The following is a 21,438-nucleotide window of genomic DNA, read 5'->3' on the forward strand; positions in this document are numbered from 1 at the left end:
ATGTTCACACCCCATTTTACGCCACCAGCGGCGGATACTTTCCACTGCAAACTCCGAAGTATCGTTATCTGTACCAACACTTACCCAGCCTATATTTGCGCCTTGATCGTATACCCCATAGGGATTGACCTTACCAAGTTCCTTGTCGGCAAAGTCATGATCCCGTACCACATCGGGTTGTCCCATCGGTTGCCATTCACGTCCCGCATTTTTAAAATCACCTACAAGTTCCTTCTTTTTGGTGTCCACAGATATTACTGGTTCTTGACGCTGTTGGAAATCAACCACTTGCTCGTTTATGTATCTAAACTGAGCATCGCGGTCGGGATGGTCTGAACCCTCACGTATCTTCCGGTTCGCTTGTAAACTGTACCCCAAACCAGACAGCAGGTGGGCAACTTTTTGTCTACCAATCACATGTCCTTGGTTTTTGAAGAGCAACAGCAAGATTACGAACACTCTTACAGGTCCACCGTAATGGAGACTCAGGGTCTCCTCGGGTAACCGGATCTACCAACCCCTCAATATCTACAAGCACGGATGGGTCTGTTTCAACAACCGGCTTGCGTCCACCTCCAGGTAAACGTATCTTCTTTTTCCCTTTTGAAGGTTTTTCCTTTGATTCAGCAATACGTCTAATTCCTTCATATATCGTTGTCCGCGAAAGACCAGTAGATCTGGAAACTGAAGTAACTCCTCCTCGTCCCAATGCCTCGGCTTCCACTGCAGCCCACATTCGTCTGCCTTGTTCGTCTAAAACATCTTTGAGTACTTCAAATTTTCTTTGTATCATAAGTTCGGTATCGCTTTGCACTTTTTGATCATAACATATTTAGACACCATTTGTACAAGTTATTTGTGGACAAATCCTTACTCGTTGGGGTGATTGTCATGCTGTTGCAATCTATACCTAACTGCGTCACCGTTAAGGTCTGTCCTGCAATCGTTATCGTACCGGTGCGGGAGGTGGTAGCGGTGTTTGCCGCAACGGTGTAACTGACCGTGCCATTGCCGGAGACGGAAGGGGTGTTGACCGTCAGCCATGATGTGGCGTTGCTTGTTGCCGTCCATGCACAACTGCTGCCTGCGATCACGCTAATGGTATCGCTGCCGCCTGTTGCCGGGAATGACTTGATTGTCGGGGTGATTGAGTAGCTGCATGGGGGTGGCGTAGGCGAAAGCGAAAACGTCGCCGTAACCGTGCAGTTAGCGGTGATAGCGCCTGTTGTGTACGTGTTGCCGGATAGAGAGCCGCCGCATCCGGTGACTGATCCGATGGAGTATCCCGTGTTTGGCGTCACCGTGAATTGCGTTGTCGCGCCGGAGGTAACGGTCTGAGGCGTTGACGGGGTTATCGTCCCTCCCGTGCCCGCTGACGGCGTTACGGTGTAGGTGGGTGTTGGGGTGGGCGTGGATGTTAGATATTCTATCTTTATGTCATCTATCCATGTAGTAATTGCCCCTTCTCCATAATCTCCCTGCTCCCATTTTAGTGTCTTAGTCCCACCAGTAGGAGCATAAATCTTGACATCATTCCAACATGAAGTACTCTCGTCACGATCCCAACCATAACCTAACTCAGCTTGGGATGTACTCTTATCGATAAGATAAAAAAACTGGACGCCTTGATGTCTTTATCTTAAATGAAACTATAGCAGGGTCTGTTACATCTAAAGAAAATGACCCACTTCTATTTGTGTACAGTGAGTTTGATGAACTATAACCCGTTGTACTATCAATGGACCAGTTACCGGTTTGGGTGAACTCACTTGGGATGCCGGCATTTTCAAAGTTATACAGTGTATTGCCTTGTGGCGTTACTGTGACAGGTGTGGCAGTTGTCTTTACCTCAGCAAATGCTATATAGACACTTGCTCCCCCATAGTTATCACCTACGCCACCATGTATAAATCCCTTTTTTAGCAGATTCCACTGTAAGGTATTTAGAGTAAATGAGTCGGTTTTAAACACAGTACCACCCATCGTATCATAATTTCCAGTGGATGTCACAAAAGTAGCCGTCTTGTCAGAATTTACTTTCGCCCTTGTGTAGTACCACGTGTCAACACTAAAAACAGTGCTACCCATATAAGACCAAGCTGTAGTACCACCTTGTCCTATACTGTCAGCAAGCGTGACACCATGTCCCATATATGTACCACCACCATTTACCTTCCACTTAATATATGTCTCAGAGTTGTTGGTAAAATCAAATATCTGACCATCTCTCATTGGTACGTATATATCACCATTTATTGATAGGATTTGCTGAAAGTATGCGTCGTTTCTACCAGTATCGGGATGTGAAGATACCCTACCCGATATAGTGAGCAAGCTACCAAGCGTAGATGTAGCCGTGTTGTATATCATCTCTTTGGTAGCGCCCCCATAGCTCCACCAACCATATCTCTGGGACAAGACATGAAGGTTGTTATTGGCATCCCTGATCATTGTTTGTGCTATATCCGCAGGACCAGATGCCTCTTCCCCCCTGTTGGTATAAAGATCAGTTGCCTTATTCCAAGTGGCTCCTGTCTTTTTATATATACTGGCATCATCTGCTCCAGTATACCAGGCCGTCCTGTCATAATCATTAGTGGATGCCCACTTATTCCCAGCGGAATCAACAACCGTTGATGTAGATTGGACGGACTTTTGTCTTGTATCAATCAGACTATCCGACCATGTGTTGGACGCTGCGGTGTACTCAGCATATCTGAGCTGTTTATCGTTACCGTAGGTAAAATAGAGATTTCCATTACCATCCTCTATGAGAGAGTATCTGTGGTAATGAGGCCATCCTCCTGACACACCTGCGCTACCATCCCTTACGAAGCTTGTGGAAAATCCGATGTTGTCGAAGACCTTAAACTCTGACGCATTAACCGTTAGTGTGCTGGCAGCCGGAACCGCTGTATCAGCGCCTCTTGCTACCCCATATGCAAAAACCACGCCAAGCACGAGGAGCGTCAAAAAAAATCCTTCCTGCACTGTAACCTTTCTTAAACATTTTTCGTAACCTCCTTAAAGTCTCAATGAAATTGCTCATTCCCCCGACTAATGCCAAGGGGTACCAATGTCACCAATCTTGCTTAATCACACGGAACTTCAACACAACTGTCGATGCTCACAATACCTCAACGCATAATATACACCACCTCCTTTTAACGACATCATACAATTACCTTCGTCAGGTTATTATAAACATAGTGTTAAAAATAATGCAAGCAAATTATTTCTTTGGGTGCATAAGAATAGTGGTTGGTGCCTTTGGGAAAGAAAGGGGCTATGGCTTCTTGTTGCTCCAGGGGGTGAGGCACCCCTGCCATAAAAGTCGCTCCTGGCCCCTCAGAACCCCCCGCAAGGGGAGGGTCGCACCCGCAATCTTGTCGCAGCGGGGGGCGAGCCGCCCCTGGCTCAATTGTCGCACCCGCCCCGGGCACGAAGAAGTCCCCTTAACCCCATTTTATCATGCTTTTCTAAGAGGATATGCTTTTTTTGTATCGTATGCAATCGAAACGCTCTATATACGAGGGAAGTTAAAATCACCCTTTTATTTAGACCAATGTTGTAAAATATATACAAGGATGGCGAGTGTTCGTTAGAATATTCCTCTATGGCAGATATAAAAAGGAGGAGTCATAGGTTATGAAGTATCAGATCGGCACAACGGGTAGGGTTTTTGTGTGCAGGCTTGCAGATGGCGAGGACCTTCTAAAGGCCCTCATACAACTGGCAACGGATGAGGGGCTTAACGCTGCCATATTTCACGTGGTTGGGGGAATGAGGGGAGGCAGCATCGTTGTCGGTCCCGAAACGGAAGAAATGCCAATAAAACCCGACTACAGAAAGCTCAACGAAAGCCACGAGGTAACCGGCATGGGCACGATTTTTCTGCGGGAGGGAGTCCCTGCCATACACTTCCACGGGGCCTTTGGCAAGAAAGACAATGTCAGGGTCGGGTGTTTGCGCGACTTCTCCGAAATCTTTCTGGTGCTTGAGGTGATTGTCACAGAGCTTGTCGGCATTGACGCCAAACGTCAGTTAGATGAACTCTCCGGCATGTACCTGCTGCAAGTGTGAGGTAAGTCATGAAATGCCCCACATGTAAGTCAGACATCAAGTACCTGTCAAAGACGTGCAACATCTGCGGATATGTCTACACCGAGGCAATGCTAAAGAGGATTGCCCACGTAATTGAGATCAGAAAGGAGCTTAACGGCGCCGTTGAACGCCTCAACAACGTACAAAGTGTCCTTGGCAGACTCAACGCACGGATAAGCGGCCTTGAGGGACTCTTAAGCGACGACTTCGCAACCCTTACCCACATGCCTCCCCAAAAGAAGGTATCTCCCCCCCCAGGGCAAGAACCAGAGACTCCACCGGAACCATATCCAGAGCCACCACCCAAAGACCAAGACATAGAACAGGACATAGGACAAGACATCCCGCCCCCCAAGTTCCCTACACCGGGGCGACCAAAGTGGCCGATTCCGGAGTTCAAAAGACCTGAGCTGGACTTTGAACTCAAGGTTGGCCAGAAGTGGCTGTTGATCATCGGCATCGTAACCATTGTCTTTGGCGTTGCGTATTTCCTTAAATATTCCTTTGATCGGGGCTGGGTGGGTCCGGCAGGGAGGGTGGCGTTGAGTTATCTGTGGGCGATCAGTTTTCTTGTGGGCGGGGAGCTATTCAGACGAAAGGGGCTGGAGATATTTGGCCTGTATGTCATTGGAGGTGGGATTGCGGTGCTGTATTTTTCGACGTTTGCCGCATTTGACATCTACCACCTCTTTGACCAGCTCATAGCCTTTGGCATCATGGTGCTGATAACGTCCTTTGCTACGGTCAGCGCCCTGCGATACGACTCCAGGTGGCTGGCGGTGCTGGGCCTCATCGGCGGATTCCTGACACCGGTACTCCTGTCCACCGGTAAGGACAACCAGATCGCACTTATGACCTACATGACCCTCCTAAACCTTGCCCTGTTGGCGGTTGCACTGTACAAGAAATGGGACTTGCTCAACTACCTTGGATTTGTTCTAACCTACATACTGTTTACCGCATGGACTGTGCAACACTACTCGGTGAGCAAGTTCTGGCCGACCATATTGTTTCTCAACACCTTCTATGCGATCTATAGTGTGGTGCCGTTTGCATATCAGTTTCTGAGGGCCGGGACGGGCCAAAGCTCGAAACAACTGCGTGCCTTTTACATAATTTCTTCCAATTCCTTCATTGCCTTTGGCTTCAGTTATGCAATGATTAAGGAGTACGCCTCCGTGGAGTGGGTCAGTGTGATATCGATCCTCTACGCTGCCGTGTTTTTGGCAATGGCCACACAGTTGCTAAAACAGGGCAAGGAAAGCGAAAAGGCCTTCATCGTCGTCATTGGCAAGGCCGCCCTGTTTTTGATCATCACCATCCCCATACTGTTTTCAAGGCACTGGATAACGATATTCTGGTGCGCACAGTCCGTTACCCTCTTCTGGCTTGCACTGAGGTTTAACAACAAGGCTCTCATCTACGGTGCCTATACACTCTTTGCGCTGGCCAATGCCAAGTTCTTGCTCTACGACTACCACGACGTATTTTACCTCTACATAGATACCCCCTACGTGACGAGCAGATACACACACCTCATTGTGGAACGCTATCTAACCTCGGCCCTCGTCGTTGGCATCTCCTATGCCTTCTACCGTATATCCAGGAGGGCCATGCCGCATACGGCACTCACGGAAAGGACACCGGTCGCCTTTGCCGTCATCGGCGGAGTGATGCTGTTTATCGTCCTGAACATCGAAACGAGCGCATTTTTTGGGTCCTACCTGCCCCAGGGGAAGTTTGCCGCTATTTCGGTGCTGTGGAGTGCCTTTGCAGCGGTGTTGTTGCTCAGGGGCTTTGTGCACAACAACAAGGCAATGCGTCATGTGGCATTTGGACTCTTTCTGATTACGTTGTTTAAGGTCTTCTTCTTTGACATGTCCAGGTTCAGCACCCCTTACCGGATCATATCGTTTATAATACTTGGCCTTGTGCTCGTTGCAGCATCATACCTGTATCACAACTACAAGGACAAGATCACAAAGAAGGAACCATCATGATCAAGTTTTTATATAAACTCAGGATTGAGTATAATGGGGTCAAGGGGACTTCTTTCCGGCCGGGGCGCCTCGCCCCTCCCCTTGCGGGGGGTTCTGAAGGGGGGCGGAGGGGGTAAGGCACCCCTGCCACAAACCGCCCCTTTCTTTTTTCTTGTGCCATGTGCGTAAGGTGAGTTATTTAATGAGGTCTCCTTCGCCCTTGAGTTTTGCGACGTGCAAGACATCTTTATCGCCCCTGCCGGAGAGATTAACAATAATCACGGCTTCTTTTGAGAGAGTTGGTGCCAGCCTCATTGCCTCACTGACGGCATGGGCCGACTCCAGGGCCGGCATTATTCCTTCCAGTCTGCACAGGGCCTCAAAGGCATTGAGGGCTTCATCATCGGTAGCGTATGTATACCTGACGGCCTTGGCATCATGCAGGTGTGCATGCTCCGGCCCCACGGCGGCATAGTCAAGCCCCGCCGATACGGAGTGTGTACCCAGGACGTTGCCATCGTCATCCTGCAACAGATAGCTCTTGCAGCCCTGGAGTATGCCAACACTGCCACCGGCAAAGCGCGCCGCATGTTCCCCCGGCTTTATCCCCAATCCACCGGCCTCTACGCCGATAAAGCTGATGTTATGCCCCGCCTGTTGCCCCGCCAGGAATTCGTGAAACAATCCCATGGCATTACTGCCACCACCAATGCAGGCAATGAGATAATCCGGCAACCTGCCCTCTATGGCCAGTATCTGCTGCCTTGCCTCCTGCCCAATAACGGCCTGAAAGTCCCTTACCATCGAGGGATATGGATGTGGCCCAAAGACCGTCCCCATGACATAGTGCGTGGTACGGACATTTGTTGTCCAGTCCCTTAGGGCCTCGTTGATGGCATCTTTTAAGGTCTTTGAGCCGATGTCCACACCCTTGACTGTGGCACCCAATAACCTCATCCTGAAAACGTTTAAGGACTGCCTCTGCATATCCTCCGTCCCCATATATATATCACACTTCAAGCCAAACAAGGCAGCCCCCGTGGCAGTGGCAACACCATGCTGTCCGGCTCCGGTCTCAGCGATAACCCTGTCCTTGCCCATCACTTTTGCCAGCAACGCCTGACCAACGGCATTGTTTATCTTGTGAGCACCGGTATGCGCAAGGTCCTCACGTTTAAGATATATCTTTGCCCCGCCAAGGTGTTGCGTCAACTTGCCGGCATAGTAAAGCGGCGTCGGTCTGCCTATATAAGATGCCCGAATTTCGTGTAGCTGACGCTGAAAATTGCCGTCCTTCCTTGCAACCTCATAGACCTCCTCCAGCTCTTGCAGCGCCGGTATCAAGGTCTCCGGTACATACCTGCCTCCATAGATGCCAAAATAACCCTTCTTCATTAACCGTTCTCCCTAAAAAGCCTTTCTATCTGCTCAAATCCAGACTCCATAAAACTTCTGAACTCATCGCGACTCTTTTTTGAATAGTCAAGGAAATCCACCAAGACCTTCTCTGCCTCTTTATGCATGTCAGTGCCCCTCCTGGACATATCCAGGAAAACCCTCTCACTCAGCTCATTGATCTCATAGACGTTATCAAGAGTAGCCCCAAAAGACGATTTAATAGCATCAATCATTGCCACGCTCAACCTTGCCTTATCCATAGCCTGACCCTCCAAGTCTTGTCTGTATGATCATTAATAGTACTCTGACGGAAAATAAAAGTCAAGATAATATGCAGGGCGGGTGCATTGACCCCATTTTACCATGCTTTTTTAAGAGGATACAGATATATCTCAGATTGTTGTGCTATAATTATTTATGAAGACGGTAGCACTCCATTCAAACGTGGACACATTGCTTAATCATAGCAACAATGCCATATTCTGTGGGTACAGAAATGGCTTAAATCCTGCTAACCACGGTTGATTGTGGTGCTACCGGGTGTACCGCTGCCTTGAATAAGTGGATTGTTGCCATAAGCGTCATGCTGCCAACGCTGATTGAGATAATCGACACCTCTGTTGTCAACGTCTCACTTGAGCACATACGGGGCAGTCTGTCGGCGGGCATTGATGAGGCCACCTGGGCTATTACGGCCTACCTTGTCTCAAACGCTATTATTATACCGTTGACGGGGTGGTTAAGCAGGATGCTGGGCAGGAAGTTCTACCTGATACTGTCCATATCGGTCTTTACGGTCAGTTCGTTTCTGTGTGGTTCGGCGTGGAACCTGCAAAGTCTGGTCATCTTTCGAATCATCCAGGGCATTGGTGGTGGGGCGCTTCAGCCTCTGTCGCAGGCCATCTTGCTTGAGGCCTTCCCGCACAACCAGCATGGAACGGCTATGGCACTCTTTGGCGTGGGGGTGATGTTTGGTCCCATTGTTGGCCCAATGTTGGGTGGATGGATCACGGATAATTGGGCGTGGCAGTGGATATTCTTTATCAACATCCCCATCGGAATACTCTCCATAATCATGTGCATGGTCTGCATCACGGACCCGCCATACATGCAGAGGACCAGGATGAGTATCGATTACCTTGGACTGGCACTGCTTGTCGTGGGGCTTGCATCGATGCAGATTGTCCTTGAAAAGGGACAGGGGGAGGACTGGTTCGTTTCCGGTTACATATTTTGGTTAACGGTGGTTTCGGTTGTATCCATAATCATGTTTGTCGTCGTGGAGTATTTCGCAGAATCACCAGTCATCAACTTAAAGGTGTTTAGCAACGTTTCTTTTACCACCGGCAATGTGGTCATGTTTTTTGCCTTTTTTAATCTCTTTGCCAGCATTGTCCTGTTGCCCATATATCTGCAAAGCATCATGGGATACACGGCGACGATGGCCGGCAAAGTGCTGGGACTTGGAGGTATTGCAACACTGCTTACCATGCCCGTTGTGGGCGTGCTGGTCAACAAGATCAATCCCAGGTGGCCTATGGCGGCAGGCATTTTGATAGCCGCAGCCTCGACGTATCTGTTGTCGCAACTGAACCTGTATGTTGACTTCAAGACGGTGTTTTTGCCACGAGTGCTGTTGGGGGTTGGGATGGGACTGTTGTTTATACCACTTACGACGATGACAATGTCGGGCATAAGTCGTGAGGACATGGGAAACGCCACGGGTATATACAACCTGCTCAGAAATGTAGGAGGTAGCGTTGGTGTGGCATTTGTGATGACGATGGTATCGCGCCACTCACAGAGTCATCAGCTTCAACTTGTTGAGCACCTCAGTCCCTTTGACAGAGGCTATCAGATGGCCGCCTCATACATCACCGGAATGTTGAAATTCAAGGGATACAGCGACTATGCCTCTGCACACACGGCAGACGGGATCATCTATGGACAGACCATCAAACAGGCCGCCGTCCTTGCCTTTAACGACGCCGCTTATATGATATTTGTGGTCATGCTGTGTGTCCTGCCCCTGGTGTTCCTCATTAAAAAAGCTAAGGCGCCAACACGGCAGGAACTACACCAATAAAATACAGTGTAACGTCCGGTTTTGATTTGCCACATAAAAATAAAAACTATGAACTTGAAAAAAGCCCTCCGTGTATGTTATGCTTATTAAGTACGATATACGGCGGCGTACCCAAGTGGCTAAGGGAGAGGTCTGCAAAACCTTTATGCGCCGGTTCGAATCCGGCCGCCGCCTTTTCTGATTTTCTTTTCTAAGGTTTGTGGCATTGGCGACGTTAAACGAAATCAAGAGGGTTATAGATAAACGTAGGGACGACTTGTGGCATCCGTTCTGATTTTGAAGGTATCCTGCTCAGAGAAGCGCTTCCCGTTTTTTTTCCTGTTAAGGTTGCTTGTGGTAGTGTGCATGTTGCTTGTGGGATGTTCGAAGACTACGGAGACAAAGCCGGGGCCTGTGCCCCTGACTCGGGAGCACTTTTGCAGCGTGTGTCGGATGATCCTGCTGGACTTCCCCGGGGCAAAGGGACAGATCATCTACACAAATGGTCGGTATGACCTGTTCTGTGGTACGGTGGATTTGTTTACGTTCTACCTCCAGCCCGACAGTCCCAAGAACATAGCGGTCATCTACGTAAACGACATGGGCAAGGAGGACTGGCTACGTCCCTCCGGGCACTGGATCGACGCAAAGAACGCCTTCTACGCCTACGGTGGCCAAAGGAAGGGTGCGATGGGTGACCCGCTCGTCCCATTCTCAGACCGCCAGGATGCAGAAAAACATGTGAAAGAACACGGCGGGAAAATCCTCATGTTCGGAGACCTGACAATGGAACTCCTCAATCCCGTCAGCCATCATCACTAAGAAAGAAGGGAGGACTTTGTCTCTTTTATGCCGGATGCGCTGACTCTTTCTGAATCGCTGATTAATTCGCGGGCATTTGACAAAATATGCTGCCTGCCTGCATAATATAGTTCACGGGTTTATTTATGAAATCATTTGAATTTATCACGGTGCTTATGGCGTACCTGACACCTTCCAACCTGGTGGCAATGTATGTTGTCAGATTTTTGCAACTGATATTCCTTGCATGGGTTGGCTACTTGTGTGTATCGGCAGCCAGGACCACCAGGGAACGCCGTGCCGTTCTCAAGCTCTCAACCGTAGATGAGTTGGTACATTTTCGCAAGGAGTTGACCTTTGACGAGGAGCGTCCCGTACACCGAGGCAGGTTTACGCTGTTTCTGAAGGAAAACGCCATGCCTGAAAACTCAATCGTAGCCGGACACGTCGGCGCCATCTTTGACTGTGGCATAACCGGCAGTCAACTGGATATCAACTCCCTGATCAATCACACAAACTATCGCCTGTTTGCAAACAACGCGGTACTGAAAAACGTACTGAGTGTCTTTATCATCGTCGGCCTGCTTGGCACGCTCTTTGGCCTTGCCGACAGCCTCGCCAGACTGTCACCCATGCTTGGAGCACCCGAGATCGAGCATATAAAGGGCGGTATATCGGTGGCATTAACGGGGCTGCTCAACGACCTCAAAAACGCCTTTGCCCCGAGCATCTGGGGGGTCATGTTTACCGTTATCGGCGTCCTACTCTACGGCATACACCTCAACCTCTTCTGCACCCCCCTGAAGGTGGCCCTGGAGAGCACAACCATAAACACATGGCTACCAAAACTATACCCCACCACCACTCAGGAACTCTACAGAACCCTGCAAAAAAGCGAACAACACATGCGCCAAAACTTTCAGGCCGCTAAAAAAGTCGCAGAACTGGCCGACGCTATCGAAGATGACACCGGTAAACTAAAACAGAACCTCGCAAAGGCAAACAAACTACTCGGCACGCTAAACACTACCTCGGAACAAATAACAAAAGCTGCCGACTTCTTCAACGATGCCTTTTGCAAACGCATGGATGCCTTTTCGGGGGACTTCACAAAGAGCGTTGCACACCTGACCTCCTTCCAGGGGGAGATCAGGCTCCTGTACGACCAGATAGTCATCGGTTCCGAAACCTTTAAGAGCAATCTGATTGAGGCCCTGGGGGTTCAGCAGCGAGAGATACACGACATTGTCCTTGTCGTTAAGGCGTATGAGACGTCTTTTTTGCAGTTGCGTGAAAAAATAGATGCCCAGTTGCTAAAGTTCATAGCCGAAGCCACCGAAAGCACCACGAGCGTCAGCAAGGCCAACAGACAGATCGCCCTGCAAAACAGCGAAACCATCGACAAGGGACTGAGGGAGGTCTTAAAGAGGCTTGAGGCCCTCGATACGCCTGTCCGAAAGGCTGCCGACAAACTGGGTGATACCCTCAAGGATGCCATTGGCGGACTGTCACAGAACATAGCGACCTTCTCCACCTTGGTTGCAAACATCCCCAGTCTGACACAATCCCTCGACGTGCTGTCAAAGAACATCGAAACCTTCGTCCCTGAGATCAGTGCCAAATCGTCCTCAGAGTCCTCGCCGGAGCCATCACCTGCAACCCCTGCCGCCTACTCCGGCAATCTCAAGGTTGGCGATATACTGAAGGAATTATTTAGAAAAAGGTAGATTGCTTTATCATGTATAACGAATCCGAGGCAGGACAGGAAGACTTTTCGAGCTTTAACTTCTGGCCATCTTTTGCGGATATGATGCTGTCTGTGGTGCTGATACTTGTCCTGGTGATATTTCTGGTGCTGACGGTGCTTGCAGCGGGCAGCGTCAACCTCAAGGGGGTAGAGCGTAATCAGATGGAGTTCATAAACAAGCTGGCCGAGGTCTATCACACCAGACCCGTGGTGCTTGACACACACACCTATAGAATATCCAGCGACATCGTAGTCCTCAACGATGTCACATTGCAGAAGATCAGCTTCAGTGACAAGCTGTTGTTTGGGCGTGACCAGTACGCGTTGACCGAACAAGGAAGACAGACGCTCAGGACAGTTGGAGGGTTGCTGAAGTCAAAGCTCGACTTTATCAGGGAGATACAGATACAGGGACATGCCGATACGGATGCCTCAAGACATTTCTCATCAAACCTCGAACTTGCAGGACAAAGGGCCATGACGGTGTACAGCTTTTTACAGAAAGACATGGATATCAATCCGGCCAGACACCTGATGTCGGCAACGTCCTTTGGCGAATTCAAGCCCGTGACACGCTCCGATGTCGATGTAAAGTACAACGAACAAAGACTCGCCACCGACAACAGTTCCATGGAAAAAAAGGACAAAAATCGCCGCATCGAGCTGTTGCTCTTCTACCTTAAGTAACAGGTCCTGGTTCAGTGCAGACATTAATTAGAAGAGATGTCCGATGCCTTAGAACCAGTAGATTAGGTACTGATACAATGGCGATTTACACCAAATGAGGATACCTGGATGGCAGTGCATCACGAGATAGACTTCTTAGGGCAGTTTTAAGTTGCCACCGGACAGACCTTGAGCGCAAACGGAAAGATAGCCTTGTCGGCCTTTGTCATGTCCGTGGCCACGTTTATAAGCCGCGTGCTTGGCTTCATACGGGACATGATCGTGGCACGGTTCTTTGGTGCATCGGGGGTGTCCGATTCCTTCTTTGTTGCCTTCAGGGTGCCCAACCTCTTGAGGGAACTGTTTGCCGAAGGCTCCATGTCAAGCGGCTTCATACCCGTGCTGACACAGTACAGGACAAACAAGGGTGACGCAGAAGCAATTGACCTGGTCAGGGTGACGTTTACCTTTATCGTCATAGTCATCGGGCTTCTGTGCGTGCTTGGAATTGTTTTTGCCGGGCCAATTGTAAGGCTCATAGCACCCGGGTTTGTCAACGATCCGGCCAAGTTTGCCGGCACCGTTACACTGACGCAGACGATGTTTCCGTTTTTGCTGTTTGTCAGTCTCTCTGCCCTGACCATGGGTGCCCTTAACACAAAGAAAAAGTTTTTTGTACCCGCCATGGCCTCGGCATGTTTTAATGTTGCCATAATCGTCACCATCATCGCCTTCTATGACCGCTTCAGGGAACCGGTGATGGCCGTTGCCGTCGGGGTCACGGTAGGGGGACTGGCACAGTTTGTATGGCAGTTACCCATATTCTTCAAGAACAACTACTCGCTGCGACCAAACTTCCGCTTTTCGCACCCCGGCTTAAAACGGATCGGGGCGTTGGTCTTTCCTGCGGCGGCGGGCACGGCCGTGGCGCAGTTCAACATCTTTATGAGCACAATACTTGCCTCCTACCTGCCCACGGGGAGCATCACGTACCTGTACTATGCCATGCGCCTGATCCAGTTTCCGGTGGGGATATTTGGTGTGGCAATGGGGATGGCCGTTTTGCCGGCGTTGTCCGAGCACGCCTCACGGGGCGACTTTGAGACCCTCACCGGGGACTTTGCCTTTTCGCTCAAACTCCTATTTGCCATAACCCTGCCATCAATGGTGGGACTGATAGTGTTGGCAGAACCTATTGTGAGCACATTGCTACAGCGTGGCCAATTCGATCACGCCGCAGTAGTGGCAACGGCATCCGCCCTGGTGTGCTACAGTGCGGGCATCTGGGCAATGGTCGGGGTCAGGGTGGTGGCATCGACGTTCTATGCCATGCAGGATACCAAAACCCCAGTAAAGACCGCCATATTTTCGGTGCTGATAAACCTCCTCCTGAGCATCATCCTGATGCAGCCTCTGTCACATGCAGGGCTTGCGCTGGCTAATGCCCTGGCATCGATGCTGAACTTTTCGTTGCTCTTTTACATGCTCAGGGGCAGGCTCCTGACGCTGAACACCGGGGATATCGGTGTAGCCTTTGTCAAGACGTTGATCGCTTCGGTGGTAATGGGGGCAGTGGGGTGGTACATGGTCAGACTCTGGCACTGGGGCGCAGGGGAGAGCGGGTTTGGTAGGGCGGCATTTTTAGCTTGCACTATTGCGTTGTGTATGGTAGCATATACGGTGGTTGCATGGGCACTGAGGAGCGAGGAGATACGCTATATCTTTCAGATGGTCATGGCCAGGATGCGGGGCAGAAGATTTAAACATCAGGAGGCAGCAGATGGATAAAGTGCTGGAAATCGTATCTGATGAGTTGTTTGCATGGATCAGACAGATAAGACGGACAATACATGCGGAGCCGGAGATCGGCTTTAAAGAGTACAAGACCAGTGAACTTATCGGCAGGTACCTTGACGGGCTTGGCATAGGGTACATAAGCGGAGTGGCAAGGACTGGCGTAGTTGGGAGGCTGGTCACTGGCGAAAGGCGTCCAACCGTGGCGCTTAGGGCAGATATGGATGCACTGTCGTTGACGGAGGAGACGGGTCTGCCTTTTGCGTCGAAGGTCAAGGGTGTTATGCACGCCTGCGGCCACGATGGCCATGTGGCAATGCTGTTGGGTGCAGCCAGGATATTAAAGGAAAACCCACCACCGGGCAATGTCGTCTTTATCTTCCAACCCAACGAGGAAGGCTCCGGGGGGGCAAGGCCAATGATAGACGAAGGGGTTACCAAGGGCATTGACGCCATATATGCCGCACACCTGGATAGTCACTACGCCACCGGAGAGATAGCCATAAAGCCGGGAGTCAACTCGGCATACACGGATACCTTTGAAGTGCAGATTGTCGGCAGTGGCGGACACGGCGCCAGACCACACGAGGCCGTGGATGCCCTGATGATAGCCTGCCAGATTGCCATGCAGTTTCAGTTGATAGTATCGCGCGAGCTTGACCCGTTGCAGCCGGCGGTGTTGACCATAGGGCAGTTACATGCCGGCACCGTCTCAAATGCCATCGCCGAACGGGCGCTGCTCCGGGGCACCATCCGAACCATCAGTGACCACATCAGGAAACGTATCATCGAGCGGATGAATGTCATAGCCACAGCCTTCTCAACCCTCAACAATGCCTCTGTGGAGGTGAGACACTTTGAGGGATATCCCCCCGTGGTCAACCACCAGCGGGAGTATGAGATTGTCCGAGCGGTGGCCGAAAACCTCCTCGGTAGCGAAAAGATCATTGACATACCACTACCCAGCATGGGCGGCGAGGACTTCAGTTACTTTCTCAGGGAGGTGCCGGGTTGCTTTTATCGCATCGGGGCAAGCATCGGCTCACCACCGGGAATCCCCTTGCACTCACCACACTTCGACTTTGACGAGGAAGCCCTCCGCATCGGCGCAGCATTTATGGCTGAACTTGCCACCACCACACTCAGAAAAATATAATAAGCACTCCCCAGCAAGGAGGAGGGATCACTTAGGAAATGCCCTTTCTATGGTATCTCTTATTTTTAGTTCCCTCTTATCGCCCTTCTCTTTCCAGTCCGTGTCGTTGGCCTTTGCCTTTGCTTCGAACTCGTCATAGACCTGCCCTACATTGATTAGGGATATCGTGACAAGGGTCCTCTTGGGATTGATATCTTCGTTAAAAGAAACGCTAAAGACGTAGTATCTGTTTTCGTGTATGATGTTGTATGCAAACACATATCGCTCCCATTTTTGCAGGGATTGTTCACCGGAGAAAAACTCCTTTTCATCCGGCGTACCATATCTCTTTTCAAACTCAAGCGATAATTCCTTTGCGTAGTGCTCCTGTTCATCGTTAACGATCACTTTTGAAATTCCAAACACCTTGTTGTCAACAACTTCGATGCCATAGAGACCAGTTAATTTCTGGTCTGTCATGGGTTTTAAGAAGGTTGTGATAATCTTTTTAAATTTCGCCTGATGGTATTGTTTAGGAATCTTGCTGGCTATCGGAGGTAAGACACCGAAGTCCTTTTCTTTTTCTTCATACGATTCCAGTTTTTCGGATGCTATAATATCACCCGGAGTCATTTTTTGTTTTGTCTGCAGTTCAGAGTCAATCTTATATGTCTTGATCAGCGTGCTTATTTTGGGTTGATTCTTGTGTGAATTTCTAAACGAATGCCTTGTCTCTGCCATCGCCCCCGACGAGATTATACCCTGCAGGCAGCACAGGGCAATAGTAACAACTGCCACAATTAACAGTCTTGTCTTCATATCTTTCAGTCTCATTATAACATTACCTCCAAAATGGCTTATTTATCGCCTTAGACGCAGAGTAAATACCCCACGCACAACAGACACTTCAGTTCTGAAGTCTAGTTTAGTATTGCAGCACTATTGCTAGTTTGTCAACAGAAAAATTTGCAATCTTGTAACCACCCGTCTTAATAATCCGCACCACAATAAATATCTGGACATAAATATTGGAAATTATGTACTTGACAAAGCAAAATATATCTGATATCTTAATTAAGGAAAGATGAGATATTGTAATAAGTTTAGCTTTAGACGGGATCAACGAGGTGTGATAGACGGCTTCAGAACCGGCAACAGAGTTAAAGGCATAGCCGGTAAGGGGTTAATTTATAAGGAATCGGGAAGAATAAAGGATAATAACAATAAATGACATATGCTGAAGAAAAAAAGTATGGTGTCTTGAATGTTCGACAAGCCAAAGAAATAAGTCATCTTTATCTGGAAGAAATAGAATTACAAAATGTTCTATCATTTGGTTTACCAGAAATTGACGATAGATATAATATTTGGAGAGTTCCGTTAATGAATTCAATTGGTGAATGTATTGGAGAAATTGTCATTGATGCAAAATCGTCTTTAATTGTTGAATCAAAAACCACCAAGAAAGATATATTAGAAAAAAGATTACTTGGTAGAAATGGTAAACCGCAAAAAAAACAAAACAAAATTGGACTTAAAAAATATGTTCTGTCATCTATAAGAAATACAGTTGCATTTGGTGATAGTGAAGAAATATTAGAACTAATACCTACAGAATCTATAGATTTAATTTTTACGTCACCACCATATTACAATGCTCGACCTGAATATACAGACTACATTTCTTATGAGGATTATCTTTTAAAGATAAGAAAAGTGTTACAAAGAGCACATCGGGTATTGTCGGATGGTAGATTTTTTGTTATAAATGTTTCTCCTGTTTTAGTTAGACGAGCGAATAGAAACGAGACATCTAAACGAATAGCCGTTCCATTTGATTTTCATAGATTATTTGTTGAAGAAGGATATGAATTTGTAGATGATATTATTTGGGTTAAACCAGAGGGTGCAGGATGGGCAACAGGAAGAGGAAGGCGATTTGCTGCTGATAGGAATCCTCTGCAATATAAGACTGTCCCTGTAACAGAATATGTTTTGGTTTATCGGAAAAAAAGTGATAAACTGATTGACTGGTATATAAGAAATTTTCCTGATAAAAAACTGCTCAAGGAATCCAAGATACCTGATGGATATGAAAAGACAAATGTTTGGAAAATAAAACCAGTTCATGATAAAAATCATCCGGCAATATTCCCACTCGAATTAGCACAAAAAGTAATTCAGTATTATTCATTTAAAAAGGATGTAGTATTAGATCCATTCGCAGGTATTGGTACTGTTGGCGAGGCAGCTATTTCTCTTAACAGACGATTTGTATTGGTGGATATAAATATGGAATACATAGAAACAATAAAAAAAAGAGTTCAAGTATGGCTTAACGGAAAAATAGAAGATATCCATTGGATAAATACTAACCGACCTAAGATAAATCCTATACAAATGAAGTTAATAGAATGACAAGGGAGCTTGATAATCTTGCAGCGTTAATGCCGAAAGAAGGGTTAGAAGTTTTTAATGCTGAAGGAAGTCATTTTATTAAACAAATTGGAATTGAAACTGTTAAACAAGTTATTCATGCAGTTCTTTGTGGAGAAAACCTAAGAAACTCAACAGAAAAATTAACACGAAAAAGAATTTCCATATTAAATGGTTCAACAATCATTATGTTCTTAAAAGGATGCCAAAATACTGATGATTTCATTGAAACCTCAATAAAATCGGCATCAGAGCGATTAAAAAATGGCATATTAAATAAAAATGATAAATGGATTCTGAATTGGTTGCTTGGTCTAACAGAAAAAGCAGTCCAGAATATTTTACGTGATGACCCGGAAAAATTTATCAATTATATAACGGAATTCGACAATACCCTCACTAATGTAGCACATGATTTTCAAAAAATTTATGGCGAATTGGAATGTAAACTTTCATTACCAGGTTTTGACACGCAGACTTTAGGCTGGAAAAACATTATCCATATACTTAGCGTAGTTGGTGCGCAGACATTAACAATCAGGGGATCGGAGAAATCAACGTATGGCAAGTTATTTGAGCGTTTAATATTGGGGTCGCTTCTGCATATACTTGGATTTAAGTTAGTTGACCATAATCAAAAAGAAAAAAGTTTTGATAAAGTATTTTGGTTATCGCAAAGGAGTGAAAAACGAGAGAGCGATGCAACTTTAATCTACAAAGCAGGGAAAGGGATAAGATTTGATATCGGTTTTATCGGAAGAGGAAACACAGAGATTTCATTAGATAAAGTATCAAGGTTTGACAAAGAATTAAAATATGGAAGGTCAACGCATTTTATGGCGACATTTATCATTGTTGATAAAATTGGGGAAGGAAGCAGAATTTATGAAATGGCAAAAAAAATTGATGGGACAATAATTCAGATGAGTATGAGTTATTGGATAAAGCTTATTGCTGAAGAATTAAATAAGGTTCTCAAGTACAAACACGAAATATTAAATATTCCAAATGAAAAACTGCACTCTTATTTAAACGAAAAAATGAAAAACGTACCAGTTGAATCTTTCTTAAAATAGCACTCTAAACTGGTATGTGGTCTGTAGCAGATTTCGAGTTGATTAAATACTAAAAAAACGTAACACTTTGATGGGAGCAAGAGGTCTTCTTTATGGCCGGGTTTGAAGCGTCCTGGATTACCAGGAAGGCAGAATTGTCTTCTTCTTTATTCTTTCGCATATGATGTGCAGATACTAGTACGCAATGAGTGAAAGACACGGGATTGGCCTATACGGCGGTACATTTAACCCCATCCATGTAGCGCACTTAACGGTGGCACAGGAGATATGGTTGCATTGCCGCCTTCAGCGGGTCATCTTTATCCCTTCTTACAACCCTCCGATAAAGCGGGAAGGCATCGTATCCTTTGCCGACAGGGTTGCGATGATTAAGCTGGCCATCGGTGATAGTTCGCATCTTGAGATATCCGAGGTAGAAACCAGGCGACAGGGGCCTTCCTATACCCTCCTGACCCTCATGGATATGCAAGCACAATTTCCGGGCAGTGAGTTGTTTTTCATTGCAGGGATAGACACCTTCCTGGATTTGCCCAACTGGCACCTGCCTGAACAGATCGTCTCAACTACCAGCTTTATCGTGACAACAAGGCCCCCCTGGCGTGCGCCGGATTTGCTGAAATCACCGTTTATTCAGACACCGGAGGAAGTCTTGGAGGGGTTTGAAGGTGCCAGCCACACCTCCATAGAGTTACCGGTCAGGGGCGGTAAAAGCCTCATTCTCTGCAAGGTTACACCCCTGGAGATTGCCTCTTCAACCATCAGGGAGTTGACCCGTCTGGGCAAAGACACAACCCACCTCCTGCACCACGACGTGCATACATACATAAACGTCAAGGGGCTGTACAAATCCACCAGTCTGACTTAATGCGTGGGTGTGTGGTCTATAGTGACAACTGGCGTATTATAGGGAGCAGTTGACCGAGGTCATTTTCGATTATGAAGTCGGCCTCTCTCAGCGTTTCGATTGGTCTGTATCCGTAGGCAACGGCTACGGTTGTGGCACCGGCCCCTCTGCCTGCCTCGATGTCGTAGCTGCTATCGCCTACCATCAAGGTTTCCTGCGGGGAGGCCCCAAGTATCTCCATTGTCCTGAGCACCGGCAGGGGGGATGGCTTGCGTTGAGTAAAGGTGTCGGAGCCACTGACCAGCTCAAAGTAGGGCGCCATCTCAAGCCCTGACAGCAGTTGCTCAGATAGCGCCTTCGTCTTGTTGCTGACCACGGCCTTCTTGCAGGCAGATAACGCCTCAAGGGTCTCTATGACCTTATCGTATGGCCTCGTGTAGTCCATGACGTGCTGCAGGTAGTAGTTGACAAAGACCTCCAGCATGGCGTCCTGCTTTTCAACGAGTCTGCCACCCGATGCCCTGGATAGCAGATTGCCCATGCCCTCGCCAACGTAACCCTTGACCTCCTCTGCGGTCAGCCCAGGCAAGCCAAAACAGGCCATGGTGTAATTGACCGCCTGTGCTATATCCGCTATCGAATCAACCAGAGTGCCGTCAAGGTCAAAGACTATCAGTTTAACTTGCATGTGTCAGGTAAGGGCCTTAGTGCCAGCTACTCGCCCAACAGCGTAGTGAAGGTGTTGTGGTGCAGTTCTTCCTCTGCCAGTATCTGTTCAAAGAGTATCCTGGTTGTGGAGTCAGCCTCGTCATTGGCCAGCTTGATGATCCTTTTGTATAGCTCAATGGCGGCCAGTTCCTCGTTGATATTCTTTTGGAGCATCTCCTGCTCAGTGCCCTCGATGTCAGGTGTTTCGGGGACCGTGGTTGGCGTCCTGCCCAGATAGTGCAAGCGTTCCGCTATCTTTTCGGCATGAAGCATCTCGGCAATAGCTATCGCCCTGAACTCTGCACCTATGAACTTTGCTCGCTTGCCCTTGATCATTATATGCTGAAACATATACTGGATGCTCACCTTTAATTCCCTTGCTATGGCCTGGTTCAACATGTCCATCAGTGCATTGCTTGCCATAAAAAATCCTCCTTTTGTTTTGTCTGTCAATTTTGTATCGTATCATTATGCTCTTTAGAGATTATAATAAGATTAATCCAGACAAGTCAATTGAAAAAATCCTTTACAGTAATTCATAAATATGATATAATAACTAACATGTATTTAGCTGATTTCATGAAAAATTGCGAGGTGTTGCTCCGTCAAGAAAATAGACGTTATGAAATTATATCACATTACAGACATACGTAACATGGAGTCCATTATCAATCGCAATGGTCTG

The 21,438-nt window shown here is 47.7% G+C and carries 18 protein-coding genes, 1 tRNA gene and 1 pseudogene; 12 read left to right on the forward strand and 8 right to left on the reverse strand.

The window, feature by feature from the left end; all coding sequences use genetic code 11:
* From Mcas_RS18860 to Mcas_RS12810, 3 genes and pseudogenes are all read right to left on the reverse strand, one after another.
* A pseudogene (locus Mcas_RS18860) lies at nt 1-814 on the reverse strand (ISAzo13 family transposase); the annotation flags it as partial.
* Between the two features lie 7 nt (nt 815-821).
* On the reverse strand, nt 822-1,604 hold the full coding sequence (locus tag Mcas_RS19450; RefSeq protein WP_081853857.1) for a BACON domain-containing protein: 783 nt from the start codon (nt 1,602-1,604) through the stop codon (nt 822-824).
* Nucleotides 1,597-2,973 (reverse strand): hypothetical protein, encoded by a 1,377-nt coding sequence (locus tag Mcas_RS12810; RefSeq protein WP_156033364.1) that lies wholly within the window; start codon nt 2,971-2,973, stop codon nt 1,597-1,599. Before Mcas_RS12810 ends, Mcas_RS19450 begins: the two co-directional genes overlap by 8 nt.
* Before the next feature lie 675 nt (nt 2,974-3,648).
* Between Mcas_RS12810 and Mcas_RS12815 the strand changes: the two genes are divergently transcribed.
* Together Mcas_RS12815 and Mcas_RS12820 are read left to right on the forward strand one after the other, a co-directional pair.
* The gene (locus Mcas_RS12815) at nt 3,649-4,083 is read left to right on the forward strand and encodes a PPC domain-containing DNA-binding protein (protein WP_040335951.1); all 435 of its coding nucleotides are present in this window, start codon (nt 3,649-3,651) and stop codon (nt 4,081-4,083) included.
* A gap of 8 nt (nt 4,084-4,091) precedes the next feature.
* Entirely contained in the window at nt 4,092-6,104 is a 2,013-nt protein-coding gene (locus Mcas_RS12820; RefSeq protein ID WP_040335952.1) for a DUF2339 domain-containing protein, read from the forward strand.
* A 174-nt stretch (nt 6,105-6,278) separates the two neighbouring features.
* Here Mcas_RS12820 and trpB read toward each other — a convergent pair whose 3' ends face one another.
* Both trpB and Mcas_RS12830 read right to left on the reverse strand, forming a co-directional pair.
* On the reverse strand, nt 6,279-7,478 hold the full coding sequence (gene trpB / locus Mcas_RS12825) for a tryptophan synthase subunit beta (RefSeq protein ID WP_040335953.1): 1,200 nt from the start codon (nt 7,476-7,478) through the stop codon (nt 6,279-6,281).
* Nucleotides 7,478-7,741 carry a hypothetical protein gene (locus tag Mcas_RS12830; protein ID WP_040335954.1) on the reverse strand — a complete coding sequence of 88 codons (264 nt, stop codon included), beginning with the start codon at nt 7,739-7,741 and terminating at the stop codon, nt 7,478-7,480. Before Mcas_RS12830 ends, trpB begins: the two co-directional genes overlap by 1 nt.
* 293 nt (nt 7,742-8,034) lie before the next feature.
* Between Mcas_RS12830 and Mcas_RS12835 the strand changes: the two genes are divergently transcribed.
* From Mcas_RS12835 to Mcas_RS12865, 7 genes are all read left to right on the forward strand, one after another.
* On the forward strand, nt 8,035-9,567 hold the full coding sequence (locus Mcas_RS12835) for a DHA2 family efflux MFS transporter permease subunit (protein WP_040335955.1): 1,533 nt from the start codon (nt 8,035-8,037) through the stop codon (nt 9,565-9,567).
* Nucleotides 9,568-9,668: 101 nt separating this feature from the next.
* Nucleotides 9,669-9,741: transfer RNA gene (locus Mcas_RS12840), tRNA-Cys, on the forward strand.
* Between the two features lie 84 nt (nt 9,742-9,825).
* Nucleotides 9,826-10,368, forward strand: a complete 543-nt coding sequence (locus Mcas_RS12845) for a nitrous oxide reductase accessory protein NosL (protein ID WP_081853858.1) — start codon at nt 9,826-9,828, stop codon at nt 10,366-10,368.
* Between the two features lie 125 nt (nt 10,369-10,493).
* Nucleotides 10,494-12,074 carry a MotA/TolQ/ExbB proton channel family protein gene (locus Mcas_RS12850; protein ID WP_040335956.1) on the forward strand — a complete coding sequence of 527 codons (1,581 nt, stop codon included), beginning with the start codon at nt 10,494-10,496 and terminating at the stop codon, nt 12,072-12,074.
* An 11-nt stretch (nt 12,075-12,085) separates the two neighbouring features.
* On the forward strand, nt 12,086-12,781 hold the full coding sequence (locus Mcas_RS12855) for an OmpA/MotB family protein (RefSeq protein ID WP_040335957.1): 696 nt from the start codon (nt 12,086-12,088) through the stop codon (nt 12,779-12,781).
* Between the two features lie 168 nt (nt 12,782-12,949).
* Nucleotides 12,950-14,548: a murein biosynthesis integral membrane protein MurJ gene (gene murJ, locus Mcas_RS12860; RefSeq protein ID WP_040335958.1), complete on the forward strand. Its 1,599-nt coding sequence runs from the start codon at nt 12,950-12,952 to the stop codon at nt 14,546-14,548.
* Nucleotides 14,541-15,710 carry a M20 metallopeptidase family protein gene (locus Mcas_RS12865; protein ID WP_040335959.1) on the forward strand — a complete coding sequence of 390 codons (1,170 nt, stop codon included), beginning with the start codon at nt 14,541-14,543 and terminating at the stop codon, nt 15,708-15,710. The genes murJ and Mcas_RS12865 overlap by 8 nt, the downstream gene beginning before the upstream one ends.
* 27 nt (nt 15,711-15,737) lie before the next feature.
* Here Mcas_RS12865 and Mcas_RS12870 read toward each other — a convergent pair whose 3' ends face one another.
* Entirely contained in the window at nt 15,738-16,523 is a 786-nt protein-coding gene (locus Mcas_RS12870; RefSeq protein WP_040335960.1) for a hypothetical protein, read from the reverse strand.
* 393 nt (nt 16,524-16,916) lie between these two features.
* Between Mcas_RS12870 and Mcas_RS12875 the strand changes: the two genes are divergently transcribed.
* The 3 genes from Mcas_RS12875 (at nt 16,917) to nadD (ending at nt 20,066) form a co-directional block, all read left to right on the forward strand.
* The gene (locus tag Mcas_RS12875; protein WP_052567423.1) at nt 16,917-18,107 is read left to right on the forward strand and encodes a DNA-methyltransferase; all 1,191 of its coding nucleotides are present in this window, start codon (nt 16,917-16,919) and stop codon (nt 18,105-18,107) included.
* Complete coding sequence (locus tag Mcas_RS12880) at nt 18,104-19,201, forward strand: CfrBI family restriction endonuclease (protein ID WP_040335961.1); 1,098 nt, start codon at nt 18,104-18,106, stop codon at nt 19,199-19,201. The genes Mcas_RS12875 and Mcas_RS12880 overlap by 4 nt, the downstream gene beginning before the upstream one ends.
* A 184-nt stretch (nt 19,202-19,385) precedes the next feature.
* Nucleotides 19,386-20,066 (forward strand): nicotinate (nicotinamide) nucleotide adenylyltransferase, encoded by a 681-nt coding sequence (gene nadD, locus Mcas_RS12885; protein WP_040335962.1) that lies wholly within the window; start codon nt 19,386-19,388, stop codon nt 20,064-20,066.
* 16 nt (nt 20,067-20,082) lie between these two features.
* Here the strand turns inward: nadD and Mcas_RS12890 are convergent, their stop codons facing one another.
* Together Mcas_RS12890 and Mcas_RS12895 are read right to left on the reverse strand one after the other, a co-directional pair.
* Nucleotides 20,083-20,733, reverse strand: coding sequence for an HAD family hydrolase (locus Mcas_RS12890; RefSeq protein ID WP_040335963.1), 651 nt, complete (start codon nt 20,731-20,733; stop codon nt 20,083-20,085).
* Nucleotides 20,734-20,759: 26 nt separating this feature from the next.
* Nucleotides 20,760-21,176: a ferritin-like domain-containing protein gene (locus Mcas_RS12895; RefSeq protein WP_040335964.1), complete on the reverse strand. Its 417-nt coding sequence runs from the start codon at nt 21,174-21,176 to the stop codon at nt 20,760-20,762.
* Nucleotides 21,177-21,438: the final 262 nt, after the last annotated feature.

It is taken from the genome of Candidatus Magnetobacterium casense, from assembly GCF_000714715.1.
Classification (GTDB): Bacteria; Nitrospirota; Thermodesulfovibrionia; order Thermodesulfovibrionales; family Magnetobacteriaceae; genus Magnetobacterium; species Magnetobacterium casense.